This window comes from Bacteroidota bacterium (assembly GCA_016721765.1).
GTDB lineage: Bacteria > Bacteroidota > Bacteroidia > UBA4408 > UBA4408 > UBA4408.
In genome coordinates this window covers 384518-400539 of the sequence record JADKHO010000001.1, presented here as the reverse complement: position 1 = coordinate 400539, position 16022 = coordinate 384518, and the positions used below count along the sequence as shown (strand labels likewise).

General features: G+C 39.1%; 8 protein-coding genes. 3 read left to right on the top strand and 5 right to left on the bottom strand.

All coding sequences use genetic code 11. The annotated features are described in order from the left end of the window. Window positions 1-3 precede the first annotated feature (3 nt). From IPP32_01660 to IPP32_01650, 3 genes are all read right to left on the bottom strand, one after another. Window positions 4-1095, bottom strand: a complete 1092-nt coding sequence (locus tag IPP32_01660; GenBank protein MBL0046793.1) for a gliding motility-associated C-terminal domain-containing protein — start codon at window positions 1093-1095, stop codon at window positions 4-6. A 66-nt stretch (window positions 1096-1161) separates the two neighbouring features. Beyond that, complete coding sequence (locus IPP32_01655) at window positions 1162-2565, bottom strand: hypothetical protein (GenBank protein MBL0046792.1); 1404 nt, start codon at window positions 2563-2565, stop codon at window positions 1162-1164. Window positions 2566-2606: 41 nt separating this feature from the next. Continuing rightward, window positions 2607-5087, bottom strand: coding sequence for a glycoside hydrolase family 31 protein (locus IPP32_01650; protein MBL0046791.1), 2481 nt, complete (start codon window positions 5085-5087; stop codon window positions 2607-2609). A gap of 381 nt (window positions 5088-5468) precedes the next feature. Here IPP32_01650 and IPP32_01645 point away from each other — a divergent pair, with 381 nt between their 5' ends. Together IPP32_01645 and IPP32_01640 are read left to right on the top strand one after the other, a co-directional pair. Then, window positions 5469-6107: a hypothetical protein gene (locus IPP32_01645; GenBank protein MBL0046790.1), complete on the top strand. Its 639-nt coding sequence runs from the start codon at window positions 5469-5471 to the stop codon at window positions 6105-6107. A 382-nt stretch (window positions 6108-6489) separates the two neighbouring features. After that, window positions 6490-11544 carry a T9SS type A sorting domain-containing protein gene (locus IPP32_01640; protein MBL0046789.1) on the top strand — a complete coding sequence of 1685 codons (5055 nt, stop codon included), beginning with the start codon at window positions 6490-6492 and terminating at the stop codon, window positions 11542-11544. A gap of 54 nt (window positions 11545-11598) precedes the next feature. Here IPP32_01640 and IPP32_01635 read toward each other — a convergent pair whose 3' ends face one another. Further along, a complete protein-coding gene (locus IPP32_01635) occupies window positions 11599-12297 on the bottom strand; it encodes a response regulator transcription factor (protein ID MBL0046788.1) in 699 nt (232 codons plus the stop codon). Window positions 12298-12303: 6 nt separating this feature from the next. Continuing rightward, window positions 12304-13890, bottom strand: coding sequence for a HAMP domain-containing histidine kinase (locus IPP32_01630; protein MBL0046787.1), 1587 nt, complete (start codon window positions 13888-13890; stop codon window positions 12304-12306). 143 nt (window positions 13891-14033) lie between these two features. Here IPP32_01630 and IPP32_01625 point away from each other — a divergent pair, with 143 nt between their 5' ends. After that, on the top strand, window positions 14034-15479 hold the full coding sequence (locus IPP32_01625; GenBank protein MBL0046786.1) for an aldehyde dehydrogenase: 1446 nt from the start codon (window positions 14034-14036) through the stop codon (window positions 15477-15479). The last annotated feature ends 543 nt before the right edge of the window (window positions 15480-16022 follow it).

Here is a 16022-nt window from a genome sequence, read left to right as displayed (position 1 = left end):
GTATTATTTTACAATATTTATAGCGCCCGCATATCTTTTGGGTTTGCTTTCGGTATCCTTTTTCTTAATGTCAATCACATAATAATAGGTTGCAGCCGGAAGGGGTAATCCATGATTGGTCCCATTCCATTCTTCACCTTTCTCATATCCATTTTGGTGAAAAACACGTTCGCCCCAACGGGTGTAAATCCAAATTTCACAATCGTCGAACCTTTCTAAATTTCCTATTTCCCAAACATCGTTTGTATTGTCGCCATTGGGAGTAAAGGTATTTGGAATTTGAAGTTCGGGTATTACAGTAATCACAACCTCATCGGTGCATTTTGTGCAGGTAGCCGGATTGTAGGATGTCATCTGAAATGTATTTATCCCAATGGGTGGGGTAACAAAAGTACTTGCAGCAAAGGGATCGCTCATAAAATCGTCGGGCGTCCATGAAATATTTCCTTCGCCTACCCCCGAAATAAAAGCACTTTCACCTTCAAAAATAGTTGCGTCATCACCTGCATTGCAACCACCGCCGCTGCTAACAATGTTGCTTACATACACGTTGTTTATTTCGAGTTTACAAGACTTGCTGGGGCCATAAAAAATGGTAACTAAATAACTACCTGACGCTAAACCTGTAAACAAATTGCTAGTTTGCTGCGGGCCATTATTTAAGCTAAAGGCAAAGGGTCCGGCACTCGCTGGATTGGGGTTTGCCGCAATTATGCTTCCATTGGTTGAGTTACAAATGATTGGAGCCGGTGATACGGTTTGGTTGATGAAAGTTATGTTTGATGCATCCATAACGGATACATTCATGCTGTCGATACAACCGTTTGCATCGACTGCTTTCAAAACATAAACGCCGGGTGCTAAATTGGCTAAGCTATCGCTACTTAATATTTGACCATTTACTAAAAAAGTATAAGGGGGATTTCCTGTTAATTTATTGGTTCTAATCTTAAAGCTTCCATCTGTAGCATTACAAACAGTCGCATTTTTAACTGTAACATCTGTAGTAGGTGCAGAAAAAATAACGGTGCAATTCACTTGTGAAAAAACAGCTGTCCGTACTGAAAAAATAAGAAGTAATAAAGCAACCCTCATAAGCACTTTTTCGGTTTTAAATTGCTTGGTTTAACACAATAATACTAATAATGGTCTAAAGATAAGTTATTTTTTTTCGAATGTTTTGGAAGCATTAAAATTTCCGTTGCTTAAAGTAACAGTGTAGCTTCCTTTTCTGAATTTGGAAAGGTTAATGTATCCCTTCTCACCTATGTGCTTTTGGGCATACAATCGACCCGATTCATTTTTCACTACAACTAAAGACCGACCGGTTAAACCATTGGTTTTAATATTTAAGGTGGACTTGTTATCGCTTAACTCCATATCAAAATCTTGTGTTAAATCGCTTTTTGAGGGTAATACTACAATTCCATTTTTCGCCTCCTCGAAGAGCCAGGAATAGCATGCTGCAAATTCGCGCTTCCAAAACCATTCGCTATGCGTGCCATCATTTTTTATTTCGCAACGCACTTCCGAAGGGCTGAATCCGTATTTCAGTAATGTGTCTCTCATGTTATACGTTTCTTGTGCTTGCGTTGAACTTTCTAAAATTCCGCTCATCAAGTAAATTTTTGAAGCATATTTATGACAGGTAATTTTGGGCATCCTATAAATTGAATCCGAAAGCCAAAGGGATGGAGAGAAAACACCAAATTTTGAAAAAATTGCTTCGTATTTAAAAGCAGCATATAGCGCAACTAAAGCGCCCAGACTACTTCCCATAATGCCGGTATGCAAGCGATCCGGCTTTGTGCGGTAGAGCAGATCGATGCTAGGTTTTAGGGTATACGAAATAAAATCCAAGTATTCATTTCCTTTACCTCCCCCATATTCAGCGTTTTTCCAGGGTGAATATTCTTCAATGCGTTCGGAACCACCATTGTCAATTGCTACCACAATTACCCCAAAATCACCTTTTTTTTCGAGCTCCGAAAGTGTTTCATCTACTTCCCATTCACCATTAGCTGCGGTTGATGCAGAAAATATATTTTGACCATCCTGCATATATAAAACGGGATATCTTTTATTGGGAGAAGCAGCATAGTCACTTGGTAAATAAACCCAAACCCTTCGCGTTTTATTTTGCTTATTCATTGGAAAATTATCACTGAATACAAACGCTTGGGGTACATTAAAGAGACCTGCATCCGAACCCAACGATTTCCAATTCTCAATGGTGAAACTTACCGCAGTATCTTTACCCCCGAATAGCTTTCGGTTGGAAATATCGCCTCCACCTGCAGTCATTTCTGTACTGTTCCAGGAACCAAGCGTAAACTTAAACTCATAGTTTTCGGGCTTTGTAGGAAGGTCAATAAAATACTGTCCTTTGTAGTTTTGGGTCAATCGAAATGCAGAATCATTTGGGGACCAGTTATTAAAATTTCCGGCAACAAAAATTACCGCATTCTCGGGAGTGTTTTTAGGTACCGAAACAATTTTAAGTGTAACCTGTGCAAATGAGGCTGTAGAAAGCAACAATATTAAAAGTAAAACTTTCTTGGGCATATACGAATGTAAATTAGTGAATTCGGGTAGATGAAAAAGTTTTACCAACTTACCTTAGTTTTTCCATTTTTATTTTTGAATACGATTGTCTTACCATCTGTTGCATCTTTTCTTCCGGCACTACCAATGGGGTCGAATTTAGAAATGGGATTTAAAAAACTAAATGATTCATTTTTTAAGGAGTTTGCAACACCATCCACATTTACAGCCGAACCCAGCGCTGTGAATCCATGAAAAATTAGTTTTACATTTTTAAATTTGGTAGCATGGCTTCCTTGCACATCGTCTAACAGAAATTCTTTTTTTGTTGCATCATAATTCAGTGCCCGTTTATAAAACTGCCCTTTTTCAAAAGCATACGAATCCCCGTCATCTTCATAATACACTATTGAATTATTGTTTGCGCCATAATACAAATGAATGTACAAGGTGTCGAATGGTACATCTTTAAAACTTTGTACCGGACTTTGCATCGTAATAATGCTACCACCCTTAACAAAAACAGGCAAACGGTTTACAGGTGTTTCTACCACCATTTCTTGGTTTCCATTAAATGTTTTATCGTTGTAAAAGTCATACCAATTTCCTTGCGGGAGATATACTTTTCCTAGAGATACGGTGCTTGAAAACGGAGCAACAAGAATTCCGTTTCCGAAAAAATACTGGTTGTAATAAGTGCTTTCGTAAATTTTTGCATCGCCCGGATATTCAATCGCGAGTGAACGCGCCACCGGCATACCGGTTTGTGTGGATTCATAAAAGGAACTGTACAAATGAGGCATCAAATTATAGCGCAACTGAATGTAGTTTTTTGCAATTTCTTCCACTTCCTCTCCATAACTCCAAGGTTGAGATTCTTTGGCATTAATCATTTTGTGGCTGCGGAAAAATGGACTGAAAGCACCCAGTGAAATCCATCGTGCAAAAAGTGCAGGGCTGGCATCACCTGCAAATCCACCTACATCGTATCCTGCATTTGCAACTCCACTCAACCCTAAACTATTTACCAAGCGCACGCCAAGCAACATGTGGTCGTCGTAAGGAGAATTATCGCCTGTCCAAACTGCTGAGTAACGTTGTATGCCCGAGTAGCCTGCTCGCGTTAAAATGAAGGGACGCTTTCCATTCATCAATTTTTTTGTGCCTTCGTAAGTGGAACGAGCCATTTGCATTCCAAAAACATTGCGGCTTTGCATGGTTGTGCTTTTGTGTCCGTCGTAATCAAATTCAACAAGAGCCGGAAATTTTTGTCCCCAAGTGGCAGGCTCATTCATATCGTTCCAAAAACCTTCAATTCCATCTCCTACATAACCTGCAAAAGATTTACCCCACCATTCGCGTCCTTTGGGATTTGTGAAATCCGGAAAATGACACCAGCCGGGCCATACTTCACCGGTGTAATTGGTGTTATCCGGATACTTAATAAAAATATCTTGTTTCAAACCGTCCTCATAACTTTTGTATCCTTTTTCAACTTTAATTCCGGGGTCAACTATTACGGTTGTTTTGATGCCTAAGCTTTTTAATTCATCCAACATTTTCTTTGGTTCCGGAAAGCGTGTAGGATGCCAAGTAAAAATTTTATAAGCATCCATATAATGGATATCCAAGTAAATTACATCCAATGGAATTTTCTTTTCACGAAATGTATGGGCAATATTCAAAACTTCCTTATCGGGATAATAACTGTAGCGGCATTGTTGAAACCCAATACTCCATTGCGAAGGCATAGGGGTGCGACCTGTGAGCCAGGTATAATCTTCAATAATTCCGGCAACTTTGCTGCGGTAAATAAAATAATAATTCATATCGCCATATTCGGCAGTAAAACTCGAAAAGCGATTATTACTTGCCCCAAAATTGAAATGACTTTTGGCGGAATTGTCCATGAATATTCCATAATTTAATCCACTGTGAATTCCAATGTAAAAGGGAATGGAAACATAAATGGGATCCGCATCGGTTCCATAGCCAAAAAAATCGGTATTCCAATTGGTATAGCCACTTCCGCGTCTATCCAAACCTCCGGTTTTTTCTCCCAAGCCAATAAAGCGCTCCCCATTTTGCATTTTTTTATAGGTGGTGATTTCATCGCTAATCCAAGAAGTTCCAAATGCAGCCTCATCTTCGTTAATTATTTTTCCATCCAAGGTTGAAAAAATAAAGCGCATTGGTTTTTTGGTGATGGTTAGTTTTAATGAGTCGGTGGTTAGCACCAAAGCATTGTCGCTTGAGGTACTTGTAAATTTGCAGGTGTTGGGCTGAGCAACTAATGCATAAGAAAAATCAGCATTAAATTTATTTTTATTAATGCGAATGCGGAACACGCTTGGGGAGTATACCGTGAGTTGAACATTGGCATTGGTACTTGTAATATCTAACTGCTGTCCGTTTGTTTTTACTTCTTTAAAATCACCCAAGCTAGTATTTAAAGCATTTTGAGCAAAGCCAAGAAAGGAAGCACAGGATAAAATTAAAAGTATTCCAAGGGTAGCAAGTTGATTTTTATAGTTGCGTTGCATAGCTATTTTTAGTTTTTGGTAAAAATATCGAAAAAAATGATTGTACATCATGACCTTTGAATGCTTAGTATCTAATTGTTTTTACATTAATCAGAAAAGTGCTTCATTATTCGCTTTTAGGGATATTTGGCATAGCTGATTATTAGCGTACTAAAGAAGGTAGAGCAGAGAAGTATAGTCAGTAGGTGAATTAAAATCACCCTTTTTGACTATTGACTTGAGGTATTGGTTATGTGTAGGTTTGTCATCGAAAATTGTTAGACCCAATTGTTAGATTGAAAAAGTGATGGATTAACACAGTTTAATATCATAATACAAGACAAATTTAAACTGCAAACAATGCAGCTTAACTAAATAAAGAAATTTTAAAAAAATTCAAACATGAAAAATTTCATTCTCTTATTAATTCTTCCGCTTTCTATAGGACTTGGCGGATGCAAAAAATCGCCACGAAAAATTAATGTGAGTGGACATGCCATAGATGCTACCACCTCGCAACCCATCGAAAACGCACATTTAGTACTTGCAAATTATACGGCAACCGGCACTGGTTATACAGTGGATGTGCTAGATGAGGTGTACACCGATGCGGATGGAAATTATAAATTTGAATTTAAGAATGCAGCTGGAAGCGAGTACCATATTGTAGGTAATGCGGATAAGTATTATGAAACTGATAAATATCAAAACATAGTTCCAGAAATAAAGGAGACTAACGATTTCAATATCAATTTTACACCTAAAGCCTGGCTAAAACTGAAATTTGTGAAGGAAACTAACAGCTTCACAGGAATTCAAATATTAATTTCAGAAAAAATTAGCCCGGATCAATATGTATTTGTGGGAGATATTAAGCCGGATAGTGCTTCGGTAGTGGTGGAGACCTTGGGGAATCAAAATAACAGTGTCGACTATTATGTTTCCAACTATGTTAACGCAACCGTTGTGTCCTCGTTTTGGGAGAATCGCTCAATTTATTGTGTAGCAAACGATACAACCTTTTATACGATTAAGTATTAGTAACGTGTTTTTTACTTTACGAATATAGATTAACAATATTTTAAAAGAATATTGGATTGAATAATACCATTACATATTTTCTGATTGGATAGTAGGATATAGTTCGGACGCAGCGTACACAGGTACATCAGAAAAATATTGCCCTCCTTTTAATGTGTTTCGCTCGAAACTTTAAGGATGTGCGCAACAAATAAACCAAGACATATAGGGGTGTTGTAAAACCGGTTATAGCACCAGTTTCCCAAATTATCGCAATCCGGTTAATTGCGGTAATTGGGTAAGCAAAAAACATTGCGCGAAAGGCGTTAAGTGATTTGGCATGCCACATTTAACCCTCCGTGAAAGACAAATATTTTTTAATCACACTTAAAAACCAAAAACAATGAAAAAATTACTTTTAATAGCAGGGCTACTGCTTTTGACGATAGTCAGAGCGCAAGCCCAATGCATGATCTCCAATTTAAGAAATGCAAATGGGGCATACGTACCCTTAAATTATGAATGCCCTGCTTCAGGGTTTAATGTTACTGGAGTTTACAATGGCACAGTTTATTCGGGCGATGCCTGGTTAAAACCGGCCCCTGGAAATTCAATTTCGCAATTGCGCAAGCCGCTTATTTTTGTAGAAGGCTTGGATTTAGATACGCAGAACCATGATGTGCACCGACATGGATCACGCGGATGGCCTAATTTTATTAGCGGTGTAGCTAGTGAAATTGATGCTGGTGAAACCATTTTTGATCAATTGCCCATTTTATTATCGGAGTTGAACGCAAGAGGATATGATGTTTTTTACCTCGATTTTTATGACGGTACCTCTTACATGCAAGGAAATTCAATGGTTTTAGTAGATTTAATTCAAAAAATCCAAGCAAATTTTGCCGGCCAAGGCAGCCATTCAATTGTTGTAGCAGGTGCAAGCATGGGTGGACAAATTGCCAAGTATGCCTTAGCCTACATGGAAAACCACAACATGAAGCATTGTGTTAGTGATTACATTTCCATTGACTCCCCGCATCAAGGTGCGAATATGCCCATGGGCGTTTTGCAAATGGTAGAACAAATTTCTCCCTTAAGTGCCACCATCGGAAAGTTTAAAGATTATTTGTATACACCCGCACCAATGCAGTTGCTGCTTAGTCATTCTTATCCGGGTGCTGCAGCTTACCGTCAAGCTTGGTTAAGCGATTTAGCAGCGGTTGGTAATTATCCTCAATTTTGCCGAAAGGTAGCCATATCAAACGGTAGCAAAACCGCCGATGCGCTTTTTCCGGCCGGAAATATACTTGCTGATTTTAAACTTTCATCCATTAGCCCGTGCAATAGCCACGAATTTATTCATTGTGGTATTAAATCAAACAGTGGTAATTCAAGTCCATCTCTAGTTTATCTTGGAAAATTTTTAAAAGGGCCGGATTTGGTTCAAATGCTCGCAAATGTTTATGGCTGCGAAAGCAATTGCCTTCCTTGTCAAACAGCCCCATCACTTTTTTATGATTTCAAAAGCTATGTTACGCCACCCAATACGCCGCCGTATGATAATGCACCGGGAGGTAAACGAAATACGGTGTTTCAAATTGGACAGCAGTTTGACAAGGCAATAGGCGCGATGATACAAAATAACATTGGCTTAAACTGGAGTTCAAATATGTATACGAGTTCTGTAATGGAAACCTACCACAGTTTTATTCCTACTGTTAGTGCATTGGATATTAATACTGCAGATTTGTTTTATAATGTGAATGCAAATTTGCCGAATCCCAATATTCCTAATCCATCCATTTATCCTTTTGATGGATTTTATGCTCCATCCGGAAATAATGAATTTCATGTGGAGATAACCGGCGATCTTACACACGGAAATATTAAATGGACACTTGATGAATTATCCAAAGTTGAAACGCGACTTGGTAACACCTTAGATGCAACATCATTAAACAACGGCACCTATAATTTTAAACGCACTGAAAACAGATACTTTAGTAATTTACTTGTTGGAAGTGGTGGAAATTTGTACGTAAACGGAAATGTTCCCAGCGATTTTGGAGCTGCTACAAGCCCCGCACTTCCTGCCAGTGCAACCATTTTGCCTTCGGGCTCTTCATTAACTGTTGAATCCTGTTATTGTCCAAACTCACAAATTGAGGTAGCTGCTAATGGTAGTATTACTTTGGGCGATAACTCAGCGGGAAATAAAGGAAACCTAATCTTTCATCCCGGTACAAAGTTAATTCTACGAACCGGCAGTACTGTAACCATTAATGAAGGCTCAAAATTGACTATTGAAGCAGGCGCAGATTTTGTTTTGGAACCAAATGTTACTATTCTATTGCAAGGCCCCAATGCGTTATTTGATGTACAAGGTGGGATGAATCAATTGATTTTAAATGCAAGTAACAGTATTAATGTATTACGCGGCACTTCAGCTGTTGGAGGTACATTAAATCTTAAAACCGGTGGAATAAGCATGCAATCAAGCAGTTCTTTTAATGTGGACAATTGCAAAGTGTTTTTGAATGGTGTGGTGCTTGTTTATAATCAAGATGCAAATTTTATTTTAAATGGAAGCAACGCATTAATTGATGTGCAACAAACTTGCGATATCAGCATTGGCAGCGGACATGCATTGAACGTAAAAAAGGGAACTGCTGCCAGCGGTGGTACCTTAAGTTTAAATACAGGACTCTTTGATTTATATACCAATGGGAACATCAATAGTGATCAGTGTAAAATACTACTCAACGCCTATACTTTTAATTATTTTCAGAATGCAAAGATTGCATTGCAAGGTGCTGAATCAGCCTTCCAATTTGGAGGAATTCTTAACTTACAAAATCAAGCAGTATTGCAACACAGTGGGGATGGATATTTTGGTTTCAAGTTGAGCTGGATGCCAAATGGAGGAATAAATTTACATGGCGACGCAAGTAATATTATCCGCCTGCAAGGAAATGGGAAAACCGATAAAATTGTGGAAGTTGTAGAATCGAGCTATGTGAAAGCAGATGAAACTATTGCGATGCAAAGTTTGACAGATGGATTAGTGGAGTTTGGAACCGGCGCCTCCTGGCACATGGCAAGCAGCTACAGAATAAACAATGTGATGGCATCAAGTAAACCGTATCAAAGCGGTGATGGATTTTGGGTGAGTGCTGTTCCCAATCATCAAATCGAAAACGTTAGCTTCAAAAAACTAAACAAAGGAGTGAGCGCTTATTTGATGTGGGGAGCCGCCAATACGCTTCGCATCAGCAATTGTAATTTCGAACAATGTTATACAGGTATTAAGTTTGTGGATAAGGGAGTGTCGTTGGAGCACCTTGATTTTTGGGATTGCCATGCACCAATTGAAGGGGTGAATGCGAGTACCACAAGTTACCTGAGCTACATAACCATGCATGATTTAGGAAGCCAATATGACTGCGGCATTAAACTAAGCTCGGCCGGAACGGCAGCATTTTATATTCAAAACTGTAGTATAAACAATGGTCAGCACGGTGTTTATGAAACGGGGATTTATGTAGAAGGAACAAGCTTAACGAACATAAAATGCAGTAACATTTATGCAGGAATGAGTTCAATTGTTTTGGAGAATTATGCCAGTTTAAACTTAAGTCCACTTGCAAGCGACCCAACTAATTCAACTACTTTAAGAAGGTTTGGTGGCAATAATAATTTTAGATCGGGTGGTGGAATAAAGGCTAATTTTTCGAATTTGCTGGTGTTGCAGGATGGTTACAATGATTTTTCAGTTGACTATGCTTATAATCCGGCAGCCTTAGCACTTTCAGGTTCAACCTTTTCGTGGATAAATCCTGCTGGCAGTTCCACCCGCATTTTACCTGCACATAATAATAAATGGTATGATGAACCCGCACCTTATATAACTTCCCCTAACCATAACAATACCGGTATTCCATTGTCAGTATTACATAAAGGTGGTGGAGGTTCAGGATTCATTGATGTTATTGATGATTCTCCGAACTACAAGGCATGCACCACCGGGCCAATAATCTCTATTCCGAATAGTATCAATGAGCGAAGTTTGCCATTAGGGTATTGTCCAAAATGTCCTAAAATTTCTGGAGAAATCTTTACAGACAAGAGCATGCCGGAAGCACTTAAGTTATCGCTTGAAGAATTTTCGGATACCTTAAATCCGGATAACCTGGCAAATTCATTTAAGATGTTTTATGAAATAGCAAACACTTCCACTACTTACGAGGAAGAGCGTATTAATTGGAATTCGGAATTTGCTTATCTGAAAATAAAAGAGCTGTTTGGTTCCTTGGTGCGAGAAAATAAAATAAGTCCATTGGATGCAAACAACGATTTTTGCGCCAACTTGATTGCATTGGAACAACGCATGATTGAATTGAGTAAAGAGAAGGATGATGATTTGCGCGAGTTTTATTATTCAATCGATTTAGCTACTACCTATCGCTTAGTGGGCGATTTGAATAAAGCGATGGAAGTATTAGAAAAATTAGCACCATGTCTACGCTTGGAAAAGGAACAAGTTGAATTTTTAAACAATTGGATAAGTGAAATTCAAGCGGAGCAACTGTTATTTAATGGAGCCATCGGTATATTTGATTTCGATTCCTATGCCGGCATGCAATCTTCCAATAGAGTATTCAAAAAAATAGGAAACACGCAGGCAAATATTGATACTGTGGTGCTTTTAACTGCTTCTCCTGCCTCGCCTGCTATGCTTCAAGTTGTGAACGATCACATCGGCAACCGTTACAGCATCTCCACCCAAAGTGATAGTGGGAATGTGAATTATCATCTGCGCAAAGCGGATGCAAATAACCATACCATTTGGGAGCAAGATTTTGACGGCCGCAACAAAGGTGTTGATTCGGTAAAAGCAATACTCATTGACGATAACGAGCGGGTTTACCTTACCGGGAAGAGCTGGAATGGGGTTGATTTTGATGTGGTAACTTTAAAGTACGATTCAGCCGGTAATCATTACTGGACCGCTAAATACAATGATATGCTGATTGGAAATGATGAGCCTATTGGTTTTGAAATTGATTCAACTTTCCACATGAAAGTATATGTTCGTTCTTACAATGATACCCTAGAGCAATTCAAAACAATTTATTACACCCAATGTGATTCTAATTGTGCTCAAAATTATCGTTTGCTCCAGGCTTCAACTGCTAATAGCATAGAAAGTGAAACAGAGAATGCTGAACTAAGCGTGTTCCCCAATCCTGCCAGCGATAAATTGCAAGTGCTTGTGAATTCAAGTGATTTAACTCAGGTTTATACGTTAAACATGTATGATGTAACCGGTAAACTTGTATTTACAAAAAGCATCAATTATAAGTATGTGATGGACATCAGCAAATTTACAAAGGGTCTTTATCAACTCACCGTTGTAGGTGGGCCGAAACTGCTCAAAAAGAGAGTACTGATTAACTAATAAAAAAAGTCCCGGCAAATTGTCGGGACTTTTTTTGTGCTTTACTTTTCGAATTTAACTCGCAAGCAATTTAAAACCTTTACCATGAATGTTAATGATTTCGATAGTGGAATCCTCCTTTAAATATTTGCGCAATTTGGCAATGTAAACATCCATGCTACGTGAATTAAAATAGGAGTCGTCTAACCAAATTGTTTTTAATGCAAAAGAACGATCCAAAATGTCATTTTTATGCATGCACAATAATTGGAGCAGGTTGGCTTCTTTGGAAGTCAATTTTTGTGCTTTCCCTTTGCGCTCCAGCATAAAATTCGAAGTGTTGAAAGTGTATTCACCCACTTTAAACTCGGCCGGAATTTCGGTTTTGTTATTTGCATTAGCGGTGCGGCGCAAGATGGCGTTGATGCGTACCATCAATTCTTCCATACTAAACGGTTTTGTGATATAATCATCTGCACCTGCCATAAAGCCCTCAATGGTGTCTTCCTTCATCGATTTGGCGGTGAGGAACACGATTGGAACGGTTGGATTAATTTCTCTTATTTCTTTTGCGAGGGTAATGCCATCTTTTAGAGGCATCATGATATCGAGCAAGCAAATATCATATTTTGCAGAAATAAATTTATTGTAGCCCTCCTGCCCATTCACGGCTAAATGTGTTTGATAGCCTTTGGCGGTGAGGTATTCGCAAAGTAGGGTGCCTAAATTGGGGTCGTCTTCGGCGAGAAGAATGTTTGCAATTGTTTTTGCCATAGTATATTAGATTTGAATATTTTTTGGAATAAAAACGTTGAATTTACTGCCTTTTCCGAGCGCACTTTCCACACTAATTGTGCCACCGTGCTTCTCAATTACGGCTTTAACATAATTTAACCCCAGCCCAAAACCTTTCACGTTGTGCACATTTCCTGTACTTACGCGAAAAAGCGGTTCAAAGATTTTTTGCTGGTTTTCTTTACTGATTCCAATTCCGTTATCGGTAATTGAAATATAAATCCCTCGGTCATCGTCTTGGGTGCTTATTATAATGTGTGGCTTTGCAGTTGTATATTTCAATGCATTGTCAATCATGTTAAACAAAATATTGGTGAGGTGTACCTTGTCGGCATTCAATTCCGGACTTACCGCCATTAGTTCGGTAACAATTTCACCTTCTCTTTTTTCTAACTGTAATTTGGTGTTGTTTATTGTTTGATGTATGATTTGATGAATATCTACTTCCTGTATTTTTAATTTGAATTCTCCCTTTTCTAAAATGGAAGTCTGCAATACATTCTCAACAAGTAAACTCAAGCGCTTGTTCTCTTCACTAATTACGCGGATGTAATTTTGCGTTTGTTCTTTTGATTTCTCAAAACCGGTATCGTTTAAAACTTCACATGCTAAAGATATGGTGGAGATGGGTGTTTTAAACTCATGCGTCATGTTGCTGATAAAATCGTTTTTTATGACCGATAGTTTTTTCTGTTTAAAGATGGTCGAGATGGTATAGTAATATGCAAAAATCAGTGTAAGCACAAGCAATCCGGAACCCACAAATAAAAACCACAGGTTGCTGATGATGTAATTTTTTTGGTTGGGAAAATAAATCGATAAATATTGTGCCGGAATAAACATGTTATCAGGAGCCAGATTTACCTGAAATTTAGACTGCAAGATATTGGGTTTGTCGTGCTCCCGGGTGTCAGCAGGATAATAGTTTCCTTTGTTTTTCAGCACCCCATAAGTGTAAGAAGCACTAATGTTTTTTTCTTTTAATTCGGCTGCTAAAATGGAATCTAAAATAAGTGTATCAATTTTATCGTCGTAGTTGTTGTAAATATTTACGCTCACAAATTCATCAAACACATTGTTCACCACTTCTGATTTGTGGCTCATCCAATCGTGCAATAATTCGGTGGTGTCTTTTTTATCGATGTTTAAACCCGATTTTATTTTTCCGTTTAAGTCGGAAGTAAGTTGATCGGATAAAAGTGAGTCAGAAGTAAAGGAATTTTGTTTTGTTTTTTTTAGGGTAGCATCGCCCGAGTCGAGCTGTAATTCTTCGTACACATGGGTATCATACTTTTTAAAATCTCCGGCTTTACCGGCTTTCCCATCTTTATTAAAGGGAGCCAACCAACTTACACCTTGCTTGCGCAATGCAAATTTCCGGGTAATTTTATCGGCGGTCGATTTTTTTTCCATACGCGCTACCACACCTTTTAATGCTTCGTTCACAGCAAAATCGAAATGCTGTTCCTTAATCACTAATGCATTTTTAATCCAGTACACCTGAATGGAAATTAATCCGGTTAGGGCAATACACACAAAAATGCTCAACCAAAGTAAATAGCGCTTATTCATCTCAAGCAAATGTAGGCGAAAGCCTTTTTAATAAAGGATGCTTAACAGATTTTAACAGAAATGCTTAGCTTTGTGTAAGTTAAATTTCGGCTATGGAAAATACTGCTGTGCAATCAAAAAGTGCAAAGACTGACTCAAGCACTTTGGTGCTTTTAAAAAATTACATTAACGGCGAATTGCTTGACCCCATTGGGAAGGGCTATATCGATAATTATAATCCTGCCACCGGAAAAGTGTATTCGCTTATTCCCGATTCGGATGAACGCGATGTGGAACTGGCGGTGGAGGCAGCGCACAATGCATTTCCGAAATGGAGTACCACACCTGCAGAAGAACGCTCAGCCATACTTTTGCGCATAGCGGATTTGATTACAAAAAATTTAGAAAAATTAGCGCGTGCAGAGTCCACTGATAATGGCAAGCCTGTGTCTTTGGCGCGTGTAATGGACATTCCAAGGGCCGCCAGCAATTTTCATTTTTATGGGACGGCTATTTTACATTTCGCTTCCGAATCGCATAGCATGGAAGATACTGCTTTGAATTATACTTTGCGCAGTCCGGTTGGTGTTGCCGGTTGTATTTCGCCATGGAATTTACCTCTCTATCTTTTTAGTTGGAAAATATCACCTGCCTTGGCTGCAGGAAACTGTGTGGTGGCAAAGCCTTCAGAGATTACTCCTATGACCGCTTTTTTGCTTTCGGAGATATGCATAGAAGCCGGTTTGCCAAAAGGTGTGTTGAATATTGTGCATGGTTATGGACATAAAGTAGGAGCCGCCATTACCGCACATCCTAAAATTCCTTTGATTTCGTTTACCGGTGGAACCAAAACAGGAGCGGAGATTGCGCGCACTGCGGCGCCTATGTTTAAGAAAATATCGTTAGAGCTGGGAGGTAAAAACCCGGTATTAATTTTTGCCGATTGCAATTATGAAGAAATGCTCCGAACTACCATTCGCAGCTCTTTTGCCAATCAAGGACAAATTTGCTTATGCGGTTCGCGGATTTATGTGGAGCGAAGTATTTATGAAAAGTTTAAGATTGATTTTGTTGCTAAAGCAAAATCACTTAAGGTGGAAAATCCGGCCAATGATAGTAGTAAAATGGGAGCAGTAGTGAGCAAGCAACATTTAGAAAAAGTGCTTTCCTATGTAGAGTTGGCAAAAACCGAAGGTGGAACCGTTTTGTGCGGCGGAAAAAAAATACAACTCGAAGGCGATTGTGCGGATGGTTGGTTTATGGAACCTACCGTAATTGAAGGATTAGCCTATGATTGCCGCACCAACCAAGAAGAAATATTTGGACCTGTGGTTACCATTGCGCCATTTGATACCGAAGAAGAAGTATTGAAATACGCCAACAGCACCACGTACGGATTAGCTTCGGTTGTTTGGACTGAAAACCTCACCCGTACACACCGCATTGCAAATGGGTTACATACGGGCATTGTGTGGGTGAATTGCTGGTTGCTGCGTGATTTGCGTACTCCTTTCGGAGGAGTAAAAAGCTCCGGAGTAGGCCGTGAAGGCGGCTTTGAAGCCTTGCATTTTTTTACGGAGCCTAAGAATGTTTGTGTGAAGTTGAAATAGTTCTATTAATTTCGAATGACTTTGTATTTATTAAGTCTACTACCACACCCTCGCTCGCATTCTGCGAGTGTGAGCTATTAATTAGCCTCTGGCTTTTTTCAGGCATTCGTTCCAATCTAGTGAGCATGCTTTTTCCTAAACAAATAAGATTTCCAAGTTTAATACGAAACGTGAAACCCACACTCGCATCCTGCGCCTGTGAGCTATTATTCAGCCTCCGGCTTTTTTCACGCGCACATTCTAATCTAGCGAGCCCACACCCTCGCTCGCATTCTGCGAGTGTGAGCTATTAATTAGCCTCTGGCTTTTTTCAGGCATTCGTTCAAATCTAGTGAGCATGTTTTTTCCTAAACAAAAATGATGTCCAAATTTTATATGACACGTGAAACCCACACTCGCATCCTGCGCCTGTGAGCTATTATTCAGCCTCCGGCTTTTTTCACGCGCACATTCTAATCTAGCGAGCCCACACCCTCGCTCGCATTCTGCGAGTGTGAGCTATTAATTAGCCTCTGGCTTTTTTCAGGCATTCGTTCAAATCTA